The following is a 21,307-nucleotide window of genomic DNA, read 5'->3' on the forward strand; positions in this document are numbered from 1 at the left end:
TAAGATTTGGTTTGATTAAATTCAACCCCATATCCAACCACCAAACTCCAAAACTTAACCCTAGCAGTTTTTTTATGTCTAAAGCCTTTTCCAAACTACCTTTCAAAGGATTTCCTTTGTCAACTGAGATTACCCCATATAAAGTGCAAAATCGGATACAAACCCGGTTACATTCAGTTCAATAATGACGTGTATTCATAAAATGACTTTAACGCTTTCCATAATTTTGAATAAACAGTTAATAGTATCTATATATTCACTTTTAACATTATTAAACATATTTTATTAAAATAATAATTTCGTATTAACGCTCAAAAGTATATAAAAATAGATAGTTTATTTTAAGAATTTTTATCTCTTTTTTTTATCCAATTTTATTATGTTATAGTTTACATTTTTTATAAAAAATAAAAAATTGTAAGTAATAAAATGTACTTCTACCAGCTTATGCTTGCCAAAGATTGGCAACAGCTTGAGGATAATTATCAATTATCTAACCAACAATCCGGTTACTATTCCCCTAAACCCAAACGAATTAAATATTTTTATGACAATCAATATCAAGACATCGTAAAACAATTAGTTAATGAACCTGAAAGTTGTAAAAATTTTTATCCGGTACTACAGCAAGTCGGTTTACCTTATCAAACTTATTATCATAAATGCGCCGATAAAGTTGCTAAAGTATTAACAACAGCATTATATAATGAACAGGTTATCTTAATTCATCAACCACAGATTAATGGTTATCACGATAACTCATCTTTTTCCTGTAATGAATTTCGCTCAATACCAATAATCCAGAAAGATCCTTATTTTGAACCGGATGATAGTTGGTTAATTGTCAATTTACAGAATCATCATCCGGAGCAAATACAAATTCTTGATGCCAGTAACAATCAATTAGTTACTAACACCCAAACCAGTGCAAATGAAATTTTTTTAATACATGGTGATGCATTTTCATCAATTCAGGTGTTACCTAAAGTGCATATTTTATTAGGTGGCTTACAAGGAAATTATGACCTAACTCTACGTGGTGATAAATCACTCCGAGTCAAATCATTAGCACAAAGCTGGCTTGATGAACTGAGCAACTTACTCCGCTCAGGCAATTCCCCCTTTACTGTTGAACAAGATGAAGCACTTGCGAGTCTGATTAATTATGGGGTCTCACCACAGCATTATAATCAGACTAAAAAAATAGATGATGAATCCGCGTTTCGTCCTGATGAAACCATTGGCGTATTTTTCTACCAAATGTTAGCGCTACTCCATAAAACGGATTTTATCACCGCAAAACGGCGTATAGGGAATATTGGTGCCGATGAAGGAGAAGGTGCAATTCCAGATGTAAAATTACTAAAACAGACTTTAAAAGCACTGCATAATATACGTCATAGCGATGGTCAAGACAAAACAGATTATGCTTACCATAGCAATAAATTGACGCTCACTGCGAATGAATATCTTAGTAAACCATTAGTACTTGATGGAACAGATCATGAAAATGATTATGAAAGTTTACTTAAACAAGAAGTTAAACACTATACACAATTAGACCAGCTAAGCGAAATTGAATCATTATATTTCAATGCTATCAAACTGTTAAAACTCATGCGTGAACCTGGTTTGATTCGACATGTCGAAACAAGGCGCGAATATCAACTAAAAGCTACAAAGCTGGATTATAGTTATGTTGAATTAAAGCCTTTAGACTATATTCAACTTGAGCTTCATCGTAACTACCGATATGAAATTAATTATATCCGATAACGATACTTATCGTTTTGTAGGGCGTTTTAATCCTGATGGTAAAGTAAATATTAAAATCCCATCTAAATGGTCGGCAACAAAACATTGGCATTTAAATGCTGAGCCCGTTGAAGAGGATTTTGTTGCCAAACTATTTCCTAAACTAGTCAATCCTACTTTTACTAAACAAGATATTAACAATACATTAATTGGAATAGGCTCAGGTGAGATTGTCGGTGGAATAACCGGTTACTTTTATGGTGACCAAATCAAAGAAACCGTGATAGAAAACTTACCGCGTATTACTGGTGCAATGCAAGTTGCTGGAGGTGCAGTTAGCTTATATCTTATATGTAGCCGGCGTTGTTGGTGCAACCGGTATTGGAGCTCCATTAGCAGCAGTAATTGGATTTGTCGCACTTGATAATATACAAGCAGGTATGCAGTCATAAATTTAAAAATGAATGGGTTAAAGGTCCATCAAGTACGGCAGGACAAGAATTTGAATGGGATGTTCAATTATCAAAACTAGGAACTAAGCAGCTTGGTTGGGCATCTAGAGATGGCAAACACCTAAATGTATCTCTAGATGGAAGGATAACACATAAATAAAGTAAATTAATGGTAATTATATTATGACTAAATTTGAGTTTTATCAAGAAGTTGAAGTATTGGATAATTGTCTTCAAAAAGAATGTATTGGCAAAAAGGGGGTTATCACAGGAATTAGTGAGGAAAATGGAATTATTTATGGGTATGCTGTTGATTTATATGATAAGGAATATGGCTATTATTTTAAAACAGATTGCTTAAAACCAACAGGAAAGCAATTTAAACGCGAAGATTTTTATTAATATTATTTAAAAGATATTGCATCAAAAATTAAAGTTCCAAATCTAGATGGAAGGATAACACATAAATAAAGTAAATTAATGGTAATTATATCATGGCTAAATTTGAGTTTTATCAATAAGTTGAAGTATTGGATAATTGTCTTCAAAAAGAGTGTATTGGCAAAAAAGGAGTTATCACAGGAATTAGTGAAGAAAATGGAATTATTTATGGTTATGCTGTTGATTTATATGATAAGGAAAATGGCTATTATTTTAAAACAGACTGCTTAAAACCAACAGGAAAACAATTTAAACGCGAAGATTTTTGTTAAATTATTGTTTTTTATTTGGGGTCATTTTATTTCTTTATGTTTTTCGATTCGTAATGTTCATTTTTTGACAAATGTTTTAGCGAACACGGTTTATTTTTGATTATTACTATAAGCTTTTGGCTATCCTGTTCTTGAAAAAAGATTAATAAAACCTCAATGTTTAAGTGATGAGCAGCTCAGTCTTAAATTTGAGAGAGAAATAAAAAAATCTCTAAAGAAATAACGAAAATGATTAAAAATCAGGTATAAATTAAGATAGGCTAGTCTGACTTGACTAGCCTCAAATTATACTACTTTTTGTTGTTAGGGTTTAATTGTTTCCCTCTATTTCCTTGATTTTTATCGTAGGTTTGATTGGTTCCTTTCGTTCCTTTATTTGAGTTTTCAATATCGGCATTATGATTTGATTTTTTACTCATAAATTATTCCTTTTAATTTAAGTTAATGAATCTTTATGTAGATTATCTAAACCGCATAATTATGACATTATATTAATGCACTTCGGGGACAAATAAAAGTAAAAAGAAACAAACTATAAATTTCTTAACAGAAATCAGAAATTTTACAAATAAGGTATATTTGGTAAAGAAACAGTTCAAAGTGTGATTAATCAATTAACAGGTCTAAAAAAATTATTATTCAAAATATGCTGGAATGGATATTTCGCAGATTGAGCAGTTAAAAATACTTGAAATCTAATATTTGACATATAGTCTTAATCGGAAAATTGCAAAGCCATCAGAATTTAAAATTATGGCTATAAAGCAATTAATAAATCTTAGATCTTGATTCATTTAATGTTTAAAAATTCAATATCAATCAAATCTGCTTTTGTTATCAGACAACAAGCTTATTATCTAATCAAATGATTACAAACACCTTTTAATTGAAGTTAGAAATAAGCAAATTACCAACATACATAAGAATTACAAACTCTATTTAGTTTTCCATTCCAAAGTTTATTTCTTGTTTTGAACTCGATAATTGTCAATATAGCTGAGTTAACATAATGACATTGCCTTTATTAGATATAGTTTAGTGTATATCGAAGAATAATGTTATTATTTATAAATAAAAAATAATATCTTGATATTATCGGTCAACCATATGAAATTTTTAGAGATTATTGATAATATTACTGTACGGGATGATTGGCTGTCGGAATATAAAAAATATGTTCCTTTATTCATTGCGCAAGCCAAACGTGATGTGAACTGGGATAAATGGGACAGTGATATATTTAATGAATTCTTTGAGCGATCTTCTGAGCAATGTGTTGCTTCTTTAAAACAGGGCTATTTCACAAATCAAGAAAAAAAGAATATAAAAAATAAATGGACAGAATTATCACCATTACTTAAACAATTAGCAATACAGCAAAATGTCTGTAATTATGAATTATATAGTAAAATTGATAATTTAATTAGAACATGCACTGTCAATCATAAAAGATCAGCCACGCACAGGTTGATTGCCTCTTTACAACCATCATTACTATCTAATATTGTTGATCAAAAATCGCTTATTACACTACAAAAATATTTAAAAAATAATGTTGATGATATCGAGGTACCTAGTTTTTCTAATAGCTGGTTTGAGCTTAGTCATAATATTCTAAAGTTTTACCAAAATAATAAAAAACCGGGTTTTAACAATATGGATATAATTACTTACCCATGGCAAACATTAGAATTTTTTCAAAGAAAAAGAGTAGGTAGAATTTGTTGGAATGAGCATAATTGGGAAAGACCTTCTGGAACAGAAGGGAAATCAACCAATTCAGAAACCTATGAGAAAGAAAAAGGATATGGTCATGAGGAGTGGCTATTTGATAAAACAAAATTAATTGACGGATATTGCTATGGTTATCTCCGACCCATCGTTCATTATAGAAACAAATATTTAGAACAAAAAATTTTTGATCTTTACTTATATTCTATAAATGAAAACACAAAAGTTCGTTATTGGTTAGGTAAAATAAAAAAAGCTGAAGTCATTGATAGACAAGAATCCAAAAGAGTTTTCTCAATTTATAAAGCTAATGGTTGGTATGATGAAATGATTCAACAATTAAAAGCTGTTGGCGCAAATGTTGACGCCTTTAAGCAAGCCGATGAAGATTACTTTGCTGTCATAAAGTATAAACCAGATGATCTTGATTTATTGGATACACCAGTACCATTTGAACATACAGATAAAGCAGTTAGTTCAACTTATTATAATTTATTAAAATTTGTAAAAGAGCCTAAAAGTGTAATTGAATATAATGCTGGTTTTGTATTTAAAAAAGGAAATAATAACAAATCAACAACATCTAAAGTAAGTATTAGAAAACAAGAGTTTGAAAAGAATCTAATTCATAATCAAATTCAAGATCAAATTTATAATATTTTATGCAAAGAACATGGTAAAGAAAATGTTGGTACTGAAAATCAATTAGGAACGCGAGGTCAAATAGATATTGTTGTTAAATTAGAAAAAGGATATGTTTTTTATGAAATCAAAACCTCAAATAATATTAGGGAATGCATAAGAGATGCCATAGGACAATTATTGGAATATGCTCATTATGATAATGAAGAAAATATTATAGAGTTAGTTATCATTACGCCAAATAAACTAACTGATTCAGCAAAAAAATATCTTCTAAAACTACGTCAAATATACAATATTCCTATTACCTATAAATATTTTGATTTAAAAAATGAAAAAATAATTAATTGTTTTAAACAAGAGATGGTGTAGATGATCAAATTTAGACAAAATATTTTCCCATTAGTCAGGTTATGTTTTGATTACCCTTTCAGACGCCAATCACCAAATTTTAAGACCTACTTTTAGCAGTTTTTTTATGCCTAAAACCGTCTCAAATAAGACATTAACTTTATTTCACTACTTGACCAAGTTCAGCTAAAACGACTCCAAATAAAGTGAAAAAATGTATACCAATATGGATACATTTAGTTAGATAATTGCATGTTTCGATAAAAGAACATTCAAATCTTTATTTACAATAATTGTAGAGAATTTCTTAGAATGCAAGAATTAAAATACATGTTTATTTTTACTAACATGCGTGCTTATTTTTATTGGTCGAAATTTTACTCTAAAGCTTAAAATACATGAAAAAGTGATCGCTTATTTTGATTTTTTTATCTCTTTTTTTCTCCAATTTTATTATGTTATAGTTTACATTTTTTATAAAAAATAAAAAATTGTAAGGAATAAAATGTACTTCTACCAGCTTATGCTTGCCAAAGATTGGCAACAGCTTGAGGATAATTATCAATTATCTAACCAACAATCAGGTTACTATTCCCCTAAACCCAAACGAATTAAATATTTTTATGACAATCAATATCAAGACATTGTAAAACAATTAGTTAATGAACCTGAAAGTTGTAAAAATTTTTATCTGGTACTACAGCAAGTCGGTTTACCTTATCAAACTTATTATCATAAATGCGCCGATAAAGTTGCTAAAGTATTAACAACAGCATTATATAATGAACAGGTTATCTTAATTCATCAACCACAGATTAACGGTTATCACGATAACTCATCTTTTTCCTGTAATGAATTTCGCTCAATACCAGTAATCAAGAAAGATCCTTATTATGAATCGGATGATAGTTGGTTAATTGTCAATTTACAGAATCATCATCCGGAGCAAATACAAATTCTTGATGCCAGTAACAATCAATTAGTCACCAACACCCAAACCAGTGCAAATGAAATTTTTTTAAAACATGGTGATGCATTTTCATCAATTCAGGTGTTACCTAAAGTGCATATTTTATTAGGTGGCTTACAAGGAAATTATGACCTAACTCTACGAGGTGATAAATCACTCCGAGTCAAATCATTAGCACAAAGCTGGCTTGATGAACTGAGCAACTTACTCCGCTCAGGCAATTCCCCCTTTACTGTTGAACAAGATGAAGCACTTGCGAGTCTGATTAATTATGGGGTCTCACCACAGCATTATAATCAGACTAAAAAAATAGATGATGAATCCGCGTTTCGTCCTGATGAAACCATTGGCGTATTTTTCTACCAAATGTTAGCGCTACTCCATAAAACGGATTTTATCACCGCAAAACGGCGTATAGGGAATATTGGTGCCGATGAAGGAGAAGGTGCAATTCCAGATGTAAAATTACTAAAACAGACTTTAAAAGCACTGCATAATATACGTCATAGCGATGGTCAAGACAAAACAGATTATGCTTACCATAGCAATAAATTGACGCTCACTGCGAATGAATATCTTAGTAAACCATTAGTACTTGATGGAACAGATCATGAAAATGATTATGAAAGTTTACTTAAACAAGAAGTTAAACACTATACACAATTAGACCAGCTAAGCGAAATTGAATCATTATATTTCAATGCTATCAAACTGTTAAAACTCATGCGTGAACCTGGTTTGATTCGACATGTCGAAACAAGGCGCGAATATCAACTAAAAGCTACAAAGCTGGATTATAGTTATGTTGAATTAAAGCCTTTAGACTATATTCAACTTGAGCTTCATCGTAACTACCGATATGAAATTATATCCGATAACAATGCTTATCGTATTGTGGGACGTTTTAATCCTGATGGTAAAGTAAATATTAAAATCCCATCTAAATGGTCGGCAACAAAACATTGGCATTTAAATGCAGAGCCCGTTGAAAAGGATTTTGTTGCCAAACTATTCCCTAAACTAGTCAATCCTACTTTTACTAAACAAGATATTAACAATACATTAATTGGAATAGGCTCGGGTGGGATTGTCGGTGGAATAACCGGTTACTTTTATGGTGACCAAATCAAAGAAACCGTGATAGAAAACTTACCGCGTATTACTGGTGCAATGCAAGTTGCTGGAGGTGCAGTTAGCTTATATGTAGCCGGCGTTGTTGGTGCAACCGGTATTGGAGCTCCATTAGCGGCAGTAATTGGATTTGTCGCACTTGATAATATACAAGCAGGTATGCGGTCAATGTATACCAATCAATACACACCGACTTATGGTGGAGAGTTGATAGAATGGTCAGGGTTACTACCAAAAGGTTATGGTGAAATAGCTTATTCCTTGGTGGATATAGGGTTAGTGGGTAAAGCTAGTGCCTTACTTAAAACAACCAGTCAGAGCACTAATATTATTAAATTTAAACCCATAAACTCAGCTAAAGGGGGCAGAGCGCTTACACCAACCGAAGTTACAATTTCAATTGAAAAAATCCACCTAAATCAAGCAAATAAGATCGAGCTGAAGGAGCCGACATTTAATCCACATGGTTCACTAGGATCTGCTAAACCTTGGACTATTGCGCAACGACTGAAATATGCTAAATTACCTACTACAGGTAAAATTAGGTTTGTTCCTCGTAAAAGATATAAGCCAAATGACCCCCTTGAAAGAGGTCCAAATAATGGTTACGTAGATAATTTCAATAATGAATGGGTTAAAGGTCCATCAAGGACAGCAGGACAGGAATTTGAATGGGATGTTCAATTATCAAAACTAGGTAATAAGCAGCTTGGTTGGGCATCTAGAGATGGCAAACATCTAAATGTATCTCTAGATGGAAAGATAACACATAAATAAAGTAAATTAATGGTAATTTTATTATGACTAAATTTGAATTTTATCAAGAAGTTGAGATTCTTCCTAATTGTCTATATGCTGAATATATAGGCAAAAAAGGAGTTATTATGGGAATAGGTGAGGAAGATGGTGTAATTTATAGTTATGCGGTTTCTTTACTTGATGGAGAAAGTGGGCTTTGTTTTAGTCCTGATTGCTTAAAACCAACAGGAAAGCAATTTAAACGCGAAGATTTTTATTAATCTTATTTAAAAGATATTGCATCAAAAATTAAATTTCCAAATATTAAATTAAATATATTTCACAATAAAGGAACATATTTATACATGATATTAATTATATAGAAGCAAAAAATTAATAATAGAATCTTATCATGAATTTATACAGAAAGGGGTTAGCTCTGGCCAAGCCATTCCTGCGGTATTTGAAGATTTAGTTATTAGCATGAAAAAATAATAAAATTTTAGTCGCCACTATTCAAAATTTATCAATAATAAGCTTACAACATTTATTCCTGATTAGATTTGTCCCTTCAAAATCGTATTTTCCAAACAAATCTTTACTCAGAGGAAATAATAATGGATACATTGATAGGTTTCTTTATGAATGTATTAAATGTCCATCAAGAACAGCAGGACCAGAATTTGAATGGGATGTTCAATTATCAAAACTAGGAACTAAGCAGCTTGGTTGGGCATATCGAGATTGAAAGCATTTAAATGTTTCATTAGATGGAAAAATAACACATAAATAGGTAATGTATGAAAAATAAAATAGATTTTGATTCGGAAGTAGAGATTCAAACATCATGTACACACAAAGAATATATCGGTTGTAAAGGAATTGTTGTTGGTATTAGTGAAGAAGATGGTGTGATTTATGGTTATGGCGTTGTTATTAACGGGAAAGAAACAGTCAGTTATTTTGATAAAGATGATTTAAAACCAACAGGAAAACAATTTAAACGCGAAGATTTTTATTAATCTTATTTAAAAGATATTGCATCAAAAATTAAAGTTCCAAATCTAAATGGAAACATAACACCTAAAGAATAAGGTTACTAGAAATGATAAATACATTAAATCTTTACCAAGAAGTAGAAATTTTACCAACAGCACCTGAATCACTTCAAGCATTTGTTGGAAAAAAAGGTGTCATTGTTGGAATAAGCGAAGAGGATGGGATTTTATATGGATATGGGGTTTGGGTTCATGGAGAAAATGAAATTGATTGTTTTGACGGAAAAGCTTTAAAACCAACAGGAAAACAATTTAAACGCGAAGATTTTTATTAATATTATTTAAAAGATATTATATCAAAAATTATAGTTCCAAATATTAAATTAAATATATTTACATAGTAAAGGAACATATTTATGCATGATATTAATTATATAGAAGCAAAGAAATTAACAATAGAATCTTATCATGAATTTATAGATGAAGGATTTAGCGCTGAACAAGCTATTCCGGCTGTATTTGAAAATTTAGTTATTAGCATGAAAAAAAATAATAAGATTTTAGTCGCTGTTATTCAAAATTTATCAATAATAAGCTTAAAACATAATTTTATTCCTGATTACCTGTTAAATAAATTATCTAAATTAAAAATTAATACAGAGCTAAACAATAATGAGATATTAGAATATACAAAAGATAAAGTTGAACTAAATGTATTATTAAAAAATAACTATACGCTTGATGAAGATGAACACTATAGCAAAAGAGCCGACATTTTATTAGGAACATAAACCTCTAAAAAAATATGCTGACACAAAACAGTGTGTTTTTATCGTAAAATTTAGTGACAGAATTAACCATTAGATTTAATTACAAATCCACAAAATCTAGAATGAGCCTTAACGATGCATTCCCTCACTTAAATCCCCTGCCCCAATAATACTAACACGTCCAAAGACCTCTTCGTTCCACGTACATGCACCAGTTTCAAGAAAAGATACCAGAGTAAAATTATTTTTATGTCTAAAGTTTTTTCATATGGTTTACTATTCAACACAAATCAATCTTTAGCCATATAGTTCACTAGTTTCTGCCCAATCTTTAACAACAGCTCAAAGACTTAATATTGTAAAATTACCAATTACAAGTAAAATTAGGTTTGTTCAAAAACATATTTCCTAGAGAAAATAATAACGGATACCTTGTTAAGTTTCATAATGAATGAGATGTTCAATTATCAAAACTAGGTAATAAACAGCTTGGTTGGGCATCTTGAGATGATAGATATCTAAATGTATCTCTAGATGGAAAGATAACACATAAATAAAGTAAATTAATGGTAATTTTATTATGACTAAATTTGATTTTTATCAAGAAGTTGAGATTCTTCCTAATTGTCCATATGCTGAATATATAGGCAAAAAAGGAGTTATTATGGGAATAAGTGAGGAAGATGGTATAATTTATAGTTATGCGGTTTCTTTACTTGATGGAGATTATGAGGTTTCTTTACTTGATGGAGATTATGAGGTTTCTTTACTTGATGGAGAAACTGGACTTTGTTTTAGTCCTGATTGCTTAAAACCAACAGGAAAGCAATTTAAACGCGAAAATTTTTATTAATATTATTTAAAAGATATTGCATCAAAAATTAAAGTTCCAAATATTAAATTAAATATATTTACATAGTAAAGGAACATATTTATGCATGATATTAATTATATACAAGCAAAAAAATTGACAAGGGAAATTATTGAAGCTGAAATATTATGAATGTTAAATAATCTTGAGTCTAAGAGTGATGAATATTGGGAACGTGTACAGAAGAGAACACCGACAATCTAGGTTAGGAAAAAAGTATAGCAGCAAGGATAAATTATCTCCTAAACTATTTCACTTCAAGACTAATTTTGATTGAAGAAAAAGAACATATATTTGAACCATTGTAGCCTAATAACAAACGACATGTTTATCGATAAATTTAAATAGTAAAAGCAAAAACTAAAGATTAGGCAGTACAAATAAAAATAAATCTTTTATTATTTTTTGCAATCGAAAAAATTAAGTACAATGATGAATTACACCGTTGTTTGTTAGAGTTTACGCTGATCATAAACCAGAAAGAGCTTATAGCCGCATAAAAACAGCCTAAACAAATTCAAAAAAATAAACAAGATATAACCTGTGTCTTTTTTATTGCCGAACTGAATCAAATAAATTGTGATATTCCCCATTCTAAACTCCTGAGACTTATTTGTTTTATTATTGATCACATCATCAACTAAATTGTTAAAAGTATTACATTTCAATCACAAACCAACTTATCTACTTTATCTAAAGAACTGATTTTTTGTTATGGAAAAAGTAATAAAAACGATATATTTGTCACAATAAAGAAATAATAGTTTGATTTTAAATGATATTTTTATGATAGATAAAGCCCCGATATATACTATAGAAGGTAAGCTGAATTAAATGTTATTTATAGAACTATGTTATTTATAAAACTTATTTTTCAAATATGAAGGGGGGGGGACAGCATTTTTCATAGTATATGGTAATAATTTTTCATAATATTACTCAAAACAAGAGGAGTAATAATTATGCCAACAATTCCAACCTTCGAAAGTATTTTACTTCAAATCAACCAAAGTTTTGGTGGAATACGTCTTTCAACAAATAAAAAACGAAAATTTTCAACTCGTAGAATACAAAAAGAAGGGGTTCAAAAAATATATAAAGCTATTTTTGAAGATATATGCAGTAAATTAAAATTAGATATTAAAGCTAAATCAGATATTTACAAAAATCTATCTGATGTTGAATATTTCTTCAAATTAGTTGAATTAAATACATGGACGGGAAATGCAACTAAACAACAGATAGTATGGATTTGGTTAGCTTACATTGGTGTACCTAGTCTAGCTAGATACATGACCTTTTGGAATATTGATGATATTACTGATAAAGGAATGCCTGGTGGTAAATTTTGGTATTTACCTGATATTATTGAAAGAAATAATAAAAAAATATTACATTTACCCGTTGCACAAATAGTGGATTGGTTATTAGATTTATTGGGTATATCAATGCAGGAGTTTATAACAGAGTACCGTGACAAAGCAGATCCTGATGATAAAAAAACAGATACACTAATTCGAACACTTTATAACTGGAAAGTCTCAGAAAATGTACCACAACCCTCTAAATTTGAAGAGTTTTTTCCTGACTCACTAAATAATTTAGAGTTTAAAGGTTGTTTCATAATTCAAGATGATTTATCTCATACAGAGCAATTTTCCTTAGCATTACAATTTGTTAAACAAAAATTTGAAAGTTTAGATACAAAACATATTGCAGAAATATTAATCCACGAAATACCAATTACTCAAGTCGAGACATTGGTAAATATTTTAAATAGAAATTCAGATATTGAGATGGAAAAACACTTTATTGAATTATTAGCTATTCGTTATGGAAAGCCAGAGCCGAAAATGATTCGTCATTATTTTTTAATGGCGCGTATTGCTCAAGATGGTTATATTCGTTTACTTAAATTTCTATTTCCAAATGTTGATAAACTTTGCCCAGATCCCGGTAAAAATAAGTTGTTACAGCTTATTTCACTCTATAAATTTGTTTATAACTTATCAATTTTTTCGTGTAAGATGAATAGGCATTCTATTGAAGAGGAAGAAATCTATTTTGATAATAATATCCCACCTCATTTAACACAAATTTTATTATCCATTTCCCGAACAAAAGCAAAACCAGAATCACTCCATCTGCTTGTATCCCAAATATTAACTGATAAATTTTTAAATTTTACTCCTCAAAATGAGTTAGAAGATATTTTCCCATATAGTGATACTTCATTATTAAAAATTTTTTCAAAACTTTATAATGAAGAACTAAAAGAAGAGGAAATAAGAAATAATGTAAAAAAACTGATGAAACTTTTCCCTTTGTCTACTCCGCAAGAATTTACATTACTAATAAAAAATGAAAATCAATTCGATACGGTTTATCAATTTTTTAACAAAGCTACTTTACAACCTCCACAGAAATTAATTCTAATCGAAAAATTATCAGAATTAGCAAAATCTTCTTATGAGAAAATGATGGTTATTTTATTGAAGCTAGGCCATTATTTGGATGATGATCCTATACAACCCTTTGATGTCTCTATACAAGTAGAAAACTTACTAAATGAAGCCGAAAAGAATAATGATTATATAGCTTGGAAAGCGCCTTTGTTAAACTACAAAGCAAAACATGTATTGTCACAAAATGATTTTACTCAAGCGAAAAAACTTTTCCGGGAAGCATTAAATCACTGCTCAGAATATAATTATGGTAATCTTTTTCGTTGTAAAATTGCATATGATCTTTTAGCAATAGAAGTGGCAACATCAGGTAAATACATTCCACAAAATCATTATCGTTATTATCAAGAAATGGTTAATCATGGGATGCCTGAGATAAGCTTATTTAATCAAGAATATTATGCCAAGCAGTGTGCCGAATATTTTCGGAAAACATTACATAAACCGTATATTAAGTACAACAAATAAAAGGTAAACATCATGATCAGAATGAATAACGTTAAAAATATAGCTGTTCTGATTGATGCTGATAACACATCACCAGAAATTATTGACCCACTTTTAGCTGAAATATCTAAATATGGATTGATATGTACAAAAAAAATTTATGGCAATTGGGCATCGCCAAGATTATCGAAATGGAAAGAAAAAATTATGCTTAATGCACTAATTCCGATACAACAATTTGCATCAACTAAAAGTAAAAATTCTACTGATATTGCATTGGTGATTGATTCAATGGATTTATTCTATACAGAAAAGTTTGATATTTTTTGCATTGTATCAAGTGATAGTGATTTTGCACCCTTAGCAACTCGAATCCGCCAAAATGGTACTCAAGTTTATGGATTTGGAAAGCGATCAACACCAAATACTTTTCAACGTTCATGCAATCAATTTAATTACATTGAAAAAATGATGTTACCAAAACTTATATCTAAAGCTAATAGAGAAGACATTAACGAGATACTTTTAGAAGCAACAAATGCGACCAAAGATTTAACAGGTTGGGTTAATCTTACAAAAATGGGGGAATATCTTAAAAAAAATAAAAGTGATTTTTCTATACAACAATATGGATATAAAAAATTATCTCTCTTAATTAAAGATACAAACTTGTTTGAAATGAAAAAAGAAAATAGTACTATTTTTATTAGAGCCATATAATTAGATTAAATAAAATTATTCCACCAAGCTTTCTTAGTTTGGTGGAAAATTAATTATATTCAGGTTAGATGTTTAATGGAATATTCTATTTAACTGTGTCACTTATGATTAATCAAATAAAAAAACAGATAATAAATAACTAATTTCTTTTGAAAGATCCCATTCATGAATCAATTTATCAAAATTCAGTATATTTTCTTGGTTTAAGTCATTTTCAGATTTTGATAAATTATTGACAGTTTTGCTGTTAGGTTTAAACCTCTCATATTCTTCGTCAGGTCTTGAGAAAAGACATTATATTCTGATGTAATGCCTTCAAAGCATAACCACTAAGATTCATCTGTTTGTATCAATACATCAATGTATTGGTATACTAACCATTTAGCTTCATATCTGTTTCTAAGTTTATCCCAATCCTCTCCTACTAGCATATTATCGCTCTAGATATTATTTATTAATGGTAAGTTCACATAAACAATAGTTTCAATGTTTCGAAGTTAAGTTGTTTAAAATTGATAAATTTATCTTCAACATCATTTTGTTTAATAAAATTAATCCATTGACCTGATGACAATTAGCTAGCATCCGTTAGTTCTTTTCATTTAATATTTTAATAGAAGAACTTTAAATATATTTATTTTCAATAAGCTTAAGAAATCGTTGTTTGGATTTTTTGATTAATTATTATTCTTTTTTATGCCAACTTAAAGTTTTTTGAGGGAAATCACAAAAATTATACGATATTTGTAATATTTTACTACTCATTAAATTTGTTTTGAGTGTTAATAGATTGGATATTAAATAATTACAACAGAAAACTACTGATATCACTATCTGGAAAAAGTCCATCAGCAAACATGACATAAATTCTTATTATTATTTGCGTATTAAAACAATTTAAACAAAATCATTTTCGTTTGTTACATTAAAAAATGAATTTACTTAATTCTAATAAATCTTAAATGACTAAATTCAGATATAAATCTTTTTACATGTAAATAATTATTAATACTTAATCTCTGATTACAATTTAAAACATAACTGTAAGTCAATTAGCCTTGAAGCAACTCATATAAAATGGAAATAATATAGTATCCCATACATTATAAATAATGAGATTGATCTAATTGTAATTTAAAAATCAAAGGATTAAATATCGTAAATAGTACTCATATAGCGAAAAACAATATTGGGGTTTTGACGGGAAAAACATCTCATTAATCCTAATAAAAATTGATTCTTTATAAGACCGGTTTAAAGAAATTTCAACAAAAATTAGTTTGCTTAAAAAAACCAAACAAAAACTAGAAATACTAATCAACAAGGACTTACATTATGAAATTAGAGAAAGCCTATTCTCAAGATTTAAAGAGAACAATAACCCCTGAAGATGCCGATTATAATTTCTCTTCAGGTAAAATTTCATCAAAATATGCCTTTACTTGCCCTGATGAAAACTGTGATGCTGCTGTGACCTGTGCAAATTTAGATAAAGAGAAATCTCAAAGAAAAATTCCTCCTTACTATAGAGTAGTTGGCGAGCATAATATAAACTGCCTAATTAATCAGGCAATTACTGAAAAAAATAATCAAAAAGCTGAGCCAAGCGATATTTATTCCGAAAACGATGTTTATATTAGTAACGCTGTTCGTTTAGATCTTCGTCTAGCTAGTAATCAACAAACAAAAACTGAGAGTTCAATTAATTTAGAAGAAAATATTCTTAAATCTGAATATAAAACAAATTTGAATAAATCAAATAAGCGAATGATGCAGCCTACTAATACAGTCTCTTCTTTAGTAAGTTCATTTCTTAATAAAGAAAAAAAGACTGTACAGATCCCCAAAGTAGGGACACTACTACCTATTGAAGAATTTTTTATCGAAATCAATGGGCAAGATATTCATGATTTTGATGATGAATATCGTATTTATTTTGGTTTGGCATGGTTTAACAAAATAGACGGCAAAGGATTTGTAGTAAGATTTGATAATAAACTTAAATATAGTGAACTGGAAGTTAGACCATCGTTTTTTATTTCTTTATCTACCATTGGAAATAGTCCTTATGCTAAATTCAGTTTAGAAAACATGAATAATTTATGTGATAAATATCCGAAACGAGTTTTTATTTTAAGTGAAACTAGCCCAAACGTAAAAGATAATAAATATATTAATTTTTGGTTAGATGGATTGCAATACATGGATTATCGTCTTGAATAAAATCAGATAAAAAAGTCACGAGATTGACTACTAGGCTAATCTAAATTTTTGCATGGACAAGTTGATGTGATAAATATGATTATAAATAGATTACTTTACTGTTTTATAATTTGCTATTAAATGTTAACTTGAAGTTGTAACTTATTCCATGCAAAAAATAGAATTCTGCTTATCATTTCACTCTTAGTACTTACGCATTACCAACAAAATCCATATATTCAACACATAATCATTCACTCAATACACACAAAATAAGACTCACGCTAAATTTAAACCCCCCTTAGCATATCTATTTTTGTTATAACCTAATGCAAAATAATCGTTTTCGCATCTTTCGATAATTTGGTCTAATCTTGGTATTCCTATCTAAAGAAGCTAATGTCTTTAATAATATGAGGTATCAAGTGGAAAAAACACCTATCGTTCGGAAACAATATTGGTTAAGTATTAGCTTAATTTTATTCGCTATATGCACCTTTATGGGTCATGCCTATAGTGTTGAATTACTTAATGTCTCGTATGATCCAACTCGTGAATTTTATAAAACCTATAATCAGACCTTTATTGAGTACTGGCAACAACAGACAGGTGAAACGCTGACTATAAAAAATTCGCACGGAGGATCTGGTAAACAAGCGCGTTCAGTGATTGACGGTTTGCAAGCCGATGTGGTGACACTTGCTTTAGCGAGTGATATTGATGCGCTAAATCGTTATCGAACTAATATATTACCTGAATGGCAAAGTAGATTGCCAAATAATAGTGCACCCTATAATTCCACAATTGTGTTTTTAGTCCGCAAAGGTAACCCAAAACAGATTCATGATTGGAGTGATTTAATTAAAGATGATATTGAAGTAATAACACCCAATCCCAAAACCTCAGGTGGTGCGCGTTGGAATTTCTTAGCTGCTTGGGCTTATGCTCGAAGCACTTACGGTAACGATGAACAAGCTCGAACATTTGTAACCAAATTATATCAACATGTCCCCGTCTTAGACACTGGAGCTAGAGGCGCAACCATTAGTTTTGTGCAACGAGGTTTAGGCGATGTATTAATTGCTTGGGAAAATGAAGCTTATTTAGCGTTAAAAGAGCAAGGTGGCGATCAGTTAGAAATCATCATGCCGTCATTATCGATTTTAGCAGAGCCGACCGTCGCCTTAGTGGATAAAGTCGTAGATAGCAAAGGCACACGTAAGCAAGCGCAAGCTTATTTAGAGTATTTATATAGTGAACCAGCACAACATATCATTGCTCAGCATTTTTATCGACCAGTAAATCCTAACATCCTCAAACAGTATGCTAAGCAGTTTCCTGAAATTAAATTAGTAACCATTAACGATTACTTTGGAGGTTGGCAAAAAGTACAAAAAGCCTTTTTTAGTGATGGTGCAATATTTGATGAGATTTATGCTGAAATAAACTAAACATTGCTTTTGTATGGTTATGTTATGTGTTGTTATCACTCAACCCTATGCGATAAAGGTACAAGTTCTAAAGGTGTAAGTTATGAAAGTGGCAAGCTTTAAACAACAACGCAATATACCCGGATTTAACTTAACGTTAGGTTATACTCTAACCTTTCTTAGTTTGATTGTTCTCATTCCGCTATTAAGCTTGTTTATTTATTCCACTAAATTGTCTTTCCATGAATGGGAAAAGTTATTATTCAGTAAACAATTTTTATTAGCGCTAATGCTTTCATTAAGTACCGCATTGATAAGTGCAGCTTTAAACAGTTTCATTGGTTTATTGTTGGCTTGGGTACTGGTACGTTATCGTTTTCCAGGACGCAAAATAATGGATATCTGTATTGATATCCCATTTGCTTTGCCAACTGCGGTAGCGGGTATTGCTTTAACGGCAATTTACGCTCAAAACGGTCCTATTGGCTATTGGTTTAGTTTTAAAATCGCTTATACGCCAATTGGTATTACCTTAGCACTACTATTTGTCACACTACCGTTTGTTGTCCGCACTCTACAACCTGTAATGGCTGACTTACCACGCGAACAGGAAGAGGCAGCCAGTCTGCTTGGCGCATCACCTCGGCAAATTTTTATGCATGTTATTCTACCGGCTATTTTACCTGCTTGGTTAACTGGATTTACCCTCGCTTTTGCTCGTGCTATTGGTGAGTATGGTTCGGTAGTCTTTATTGCTGGAAATATTCCATTTAAAACAGAAATCTTACCATTATTGATTGTCTCAAAGCTTGACCAATATGCTTATGATGCTGCTGCCGCCATAGGCATAACCATGTTATTGATCGCTTTCATACTATTATTTTTAATGAACACATTACAGCGAAGACTCAACCGTAATATTAATAAAAATAACTAATTATAGGTAAATTTATGCCAATATTGCCAACAAACCCAATAACCGATAAAAAACAAGCACTGACTAGTGTGCAGTTATTATTAATACTATTAGCGATATTATTGTTTTTAATTCTGTTATTTTTACCGCTCTTGGTAGTATTGGCACAAGGACTCGCCAATGGGATAACGGCTTTTTGGCAGGTGATCACTGAATCAGATACCTTAGCTGCATTTAAATTGACACTTATTGCTGTTGGTGTGGCGGTGCCTTTAAATGTCATATTCGGTGTGTGTGCTGCTTGGGTTATCACTAAATACCAGTTTAAAGGCAAACAGATATTAATGACCTTAATTGATTTGCCATTCTCAATATCTCCCATTATTGCGGGTTTAATCTATGTATTACTATTTGGTGCACAAAGTGCATTTTATCCCTTTTTACAGACATGGAATATCCAAATAATCTATGCCATTCCCGGTATTATCTTAGCAACCATTTTTGTTTCTGTTCCTTTTGTCGCGAGAGAATTGATTCCAATAATGATGGCACAAGGAACCCATGAAGAAGAGGCAGCCAGTGTACTTGGCGCAAATGGTTGGCAAATTTTTTTCCATATCACACTACCAAATATAAAATGGGCATTGATGCATGGCGTTATTCTTTGCACGGCTCGCTCACTCGGTGAGTTTGGCGCGGTATCCGTTGTTTCTGGGCATATTCGTGGTTATACCAATACGTTACCCTTACATGTAGAGATTTTATACAATGAATACAATATTGTTGCCGCATTTAGTGTCGCGATTTTGCTATTAATCATGTCGCTTACTTTATTATTAATTCGTCAATGGATTGAACGACGCTTAGTTAATGAACTTTATTTAGGCCACTAAGAGGTAACTATGGGTATTACACTACAGAATATTAATAAAAGTTTTAAAAACTTCAATGCTTTAAAAAATATTAACTTTAGTATAAAACAAGGTGAATTAGTTGCGCTCTTAGGTCCTTCCGGGTGTGGTAAAACCACATTACTACGCATTATAGCCGGTTTAGAAACAGCCAGCTCAGGTAAAATCTATTTCACTGATACTGATGTAACACCGCTTAGTGCTAAACAACGAGATATTGGATTTGTGTTTCAAAATTACGCACTCTTTCGCCATATGAATGTAGCAGAAAATGTGGCATTTGGGTTAAAAATGAAGCCAAGATCAATACGATTAAGTAAAACTGCGATTAATGAGCGGGTTAATCAGTTGCTTGGATTAGTCCAATTAGAGAATTTTGCTAAACGTTATCCTGACCAACTGTCTGGAGGACAACGACAGCGAGTTGCCTTAGCGCGTGCGTTGGCATCAAAACCTAATGTTTTGTTGCTGGATGAACCTTTTAGCGCCTTAGATGCTAAAGTTCGTAAAGATTTAAGACGCTGGTTGCGTGATTTCCATCATGAATTGAATGTAACTAGCATCTTTGTTACACATGATCAAGACGAGGCGCTAGAAGTTGCCGATAAAATAATTTTAATGAACCAAGGTCAAATAGAGCAAATAGGCACGCCAACAGAAGTCTATAAACAACCAAAAACAGCCTTTGTGGCGCACTTTTTAGGAGACGTTAATCTTTTACATGGTTACATTGAAAACAATACCTTAATCATTGGTGATTTTCAAAAAGATATGCAAGCGCAAGGGAACTGGGCTGATCAGTCAGCTATCGCTTATGTTCGACCTCATGAAATCAGTATTGCCAAAACAGCTAGAAAGAATGATATTCAAGGACAAGTCGTACGCATCCATACCGCTGGTCCAACGGTTTTTTTAGAAATTGCGGTAGCAGGACAACCAAAGCATATTGATGTCTCGGTAAGTTATCGTCAATATGAACAACAGCACGTTGAAATAGGTGATCATATCTATTTTCAACCGATACTAATAAATATCTTTGTACAGGATCAATTAGTTGAGTTTATGATTTAATGATATTAGAAACCACCATACCA

20 protein-coding genes and 1 pseudogene are annotated in these 21,307 nt (G+C 30.9%); 20 read left to right on the forward strand and 1 reads right to left on the reverse strand.

Going from position 1 to position 21,307, the window contains the following annotated elements:
* Positions 1-429: 429 nt before the first annotated feature.
* The 5 genes and pseudogenes from FPB0191_RS10630 (at position 430) to FPB0191_RS10650 (ending at position 2,920) form a co-directional block, all read left to right on the forward strand.
* A complete protein-coding gene (locus FPB0191_RS10630; protein WP_039105989.1) occupies positions 430-1,776 on the forward strand; it encodes a hypothetical protein in 1,347 nt (448 codons plus the stop codon).
* On the forward strand, positions 1,754-2,179 hold the full coding sequence (locus FPB0191_RS10635; protein WP_039105992.1) for a hypothetical protein: 426 nt from the start codon (positions 1,754-1,756) through the stop codon (positions 2,177-2,179). The genes FPB0191_RS10630 and FPB0191_RS10635 overlap by 23 nt, the downstream gene beginning before the upstream one ends.
* Positions 2,180-2,205: 26 nt before the next feature.
* A pseudogene (locus FPB0191_RS10640) lies at positions 2,206-2,367 on the forward strand (polymorphic toxin type 17 domain-containing protein); the annotation flags it as partial.
* A gap of 23 nt (positions 2,368-2,390) precedes the next feature.
* Complete coding sequence (locus FPB0191_RS10645; protein WP_039105995.1) at positions 2,391-2,609, forward strand: Imm31 family immunity protein; 219 nt, start codon at positions 2,391-2,393, stop codon at positions 2,607-2,609.
* Positions 2,610-2,737: 128 nt separating this feature from the next.
* Positions 2,738-2,920: an Imm31 family immunity protein gene (locus tag FPB0191_RS10650; protein WP_052236946.1), complete on the forward strand. Its 183-nt coding sequence runs from the start codon at positions 2,738-2,740 to the stop codon at positions 2,918-2,920.
* A gap of 290 nt (positions 2,921-3,210) precedes the next feature.
* On the opposite strand, the gene FPB0191_RS12450 is transcribed toward FPB0191_RS10650, so the two are convergent.
* A complete protein-coding gene (locus FPB0191_RS12450) occupies positions 3,211-3,339 on the reverse strand; it encodes a hypothetical protein (protein WP_258324726.1) in 129 nt (42 codons plus the stop codon).
* A 688-nt stretch (positions 3,340-4,027) separates the two neighbouring features.
* Between FPB0191_RS12450 and FPB0191_RS11825 the strand changes: the two genes are divergently transcribed.
* The 15 genes from FPB0191_RS11825 to FPB0191_RS10720 all read left to right on the forward strand — a co-directional run bounded on the left by FPB0191_RS11825 (position 4,028) and on the right by FPB0191_RS10720 (position 21,284).
* Positions 4,028-5,665, forward strand: a complete 1,638-nt coding sequence (locus tag FPB0191_RS11825; RefSeq protein ID WP_052236947.1) for a hypothetical protein — start codon at positions 4,028-4,030, stop codon at positions 5,663-5,665.
* 484 nt (positions 5,666-6,149) lie between these two features.
* On the forward strand, positions 6,150-8,522 hold the full coding sequence (locus tag FPB0191_RS12310) for a polymorphic toxin type 17 domain-containing protein (protein ID WP_039105998.1): 2,373 nt from the start codon (positions 6,150-6,152) through the stop codon (positions 8,520-8,522).
* Between the two features lie 23 nt (positions 8,523-8,545).
* Positions 8,546-8,764: an Imm31 family immunity protein gene (imm31, locus tag FPB0191_RS10665; protein ID WP_039105999.1), complete on the forward strand. Its 219-nt coding sequence runs from the start codon at positions 8,546-8,548 to the stop codon at positions 8,762-8,764.
* A gap of 275 nt (positions 8,765-9,039) precedes the next feature.
* Positions 9,040-9,231 carry a polymorphic toxin type 17 domain-containing protein gene (locus FPB0191_RS12620; RefSeq protein WP_419185263.1) on the forward strand — a complete coding sequence of 64 codons (192 nt, stop codon included), beginning with the start codon at positions 9,040-9,042 and terminating at the stop codon, positions 9,229-9,231.
* Between the two features lie 52 nt (positions 9,232-9,283).
* Positions 9,284-9,505, forward strand: coding sequence for an Imm31 family immunity protein (locus tag FPB0191_RS10670; protein ID WP_039106001.1), 222 nt, complete (start codon positions 9,284-9,286; stop codon positions 9,503-9,505).
* 83 nt (positions 9,506-9,588) lie between these two features.
* Positions 9,589-9,816 carry an Imm31 family immunity protein gene (locus FPB0191_RS10675; protein WP_039106003.1) on the forward strand — a complete coding sequence of 76 codons (228 nt, stop codon included), beginning with the start codon at positions 9,589-9,591 and terminating at the stop codon, positions 9,814-9,816.
* Between the two features lie 81 nt (positions 9,817-9,897).
* A complete protein-coding gene (locus FPB0191_RS10680) occupies positions 9,898-10,272 on the forward strand; it encodes a hypothetical protein (RefSeq protein WP_039106005.1) in 375 nt (124 codons plus the stop codon).
* A gap of 559 nt (positions 10,273-10,831) precedes the next feature.
* A complete protein-coding gene (locus FPB0191_RS12455) occupies positions 10,832-11,104 on the forward strand; it encodes an Imm31 family immunity protein (protein WP_052236948.1) in 273 nt (90 codons plus the stop codon).
* 980 nt (positions 11,105-12,084) lie between these two features.
* Positions 12,085-14,055 carry a hypothetical protein gene (locus FPB0191_RS11830; RefSeq protein ID WP_052236949.1) on the forward strand — a complete coding sequence of 657 codons (1,971 nt, stop codon included), beginning with the start codon at positions 12,085-12,087 and terminating at the stop codon, positions 14,053-14,055.
* Between the two features lie 12 nt (positions 14,056-14,067).
* Positions 14,068-14,754, forward strand: a complete 687-nt coding sequence (locus tag FPB0191_RS10695; RefSeq protein ID WP_052236950.1) for an NYN domain-containing protein — start codon at positions 14,068-14,070, stop codon at positions 14,752-14,754.
* A gap of 1,335 nt (positions 14,755-16,089) precedes the next feature.
* Positions 16,090-16,977, forward strand: coding sequence for a hypothetical protein (locus tag FPB0191_RS10700; protein WP_039106007.1), 888 nt, complete (start codon positions 16,090-16,092; stop codon positions 16,975-16,977).
* A 392-nt stretch (positions 16,978-17,369) separates the two neighbouring features.
* The gene (locus FPB0191_RS10705) at positions 17,370-18,407 is read left to right on the forward strand and encodes a sulfate ABC transporter substrate-binding protein (RefSeq protein ID WP_052236951.1); all 1,038 of its coding nucleotides are present in this window, start codon (positions 17,370-17,372) and stop codon (positions 18,405-18,407) included.
* A gap of 82 nt (positions 18,408-18,489) precedes the next feature.
* The gene (gene cysT, locus FPB0191_RS10710; RefSeq protein WP_039106008.1) at positions 18,490-19,323 is read left to right on the forward strand and encodes a sulfate ABC transporter permease subunit CysT; all 834 of its coding nucleotides are present in this window, start codon (positions 18,490-18,492) and stop codon (positions 19,321-19,323) included.
* Positions 19,324-19,337: 14 nt separating this feature from the next.
* Positions 19,338-20,195 (forward strand): sulfate ABC transporter permease subunit CysW, encoded by an 858-nt coding sequence (gene cysW / locus FPB0191_RS10715; RefSeq protein ID WP_039106011.1) that lies wholly within the window; start codon positions 19,338-19,340, stop codon positions 20,193-20,195.
* Between the two features lie 9 nt (positions 20,196-20,204).
* Positions 20,205-21,284 (forward strand): sulfate/molybdate ABC transporter ATP-binding protein, encoded by a 1,080-nt coding sequence (locus FPB0191_RS10720; protein ID WP_039106013.1) that lies wholly within the window; start codon positions 20,205-20,207, stop codon positions 21,282-21,284.
* Positions 21,285-21,307: the final 23 nt, after the last annotated feature.

Source organism: Frischella perrara (genome assembly GCF_000807275.1).
Taxonomy (GTDB): Bacteria; Pseudomonadota; Gammaproteobacteria; order Enterobacterales; family Orbaceae; genus Frischella; species Frischella perrara.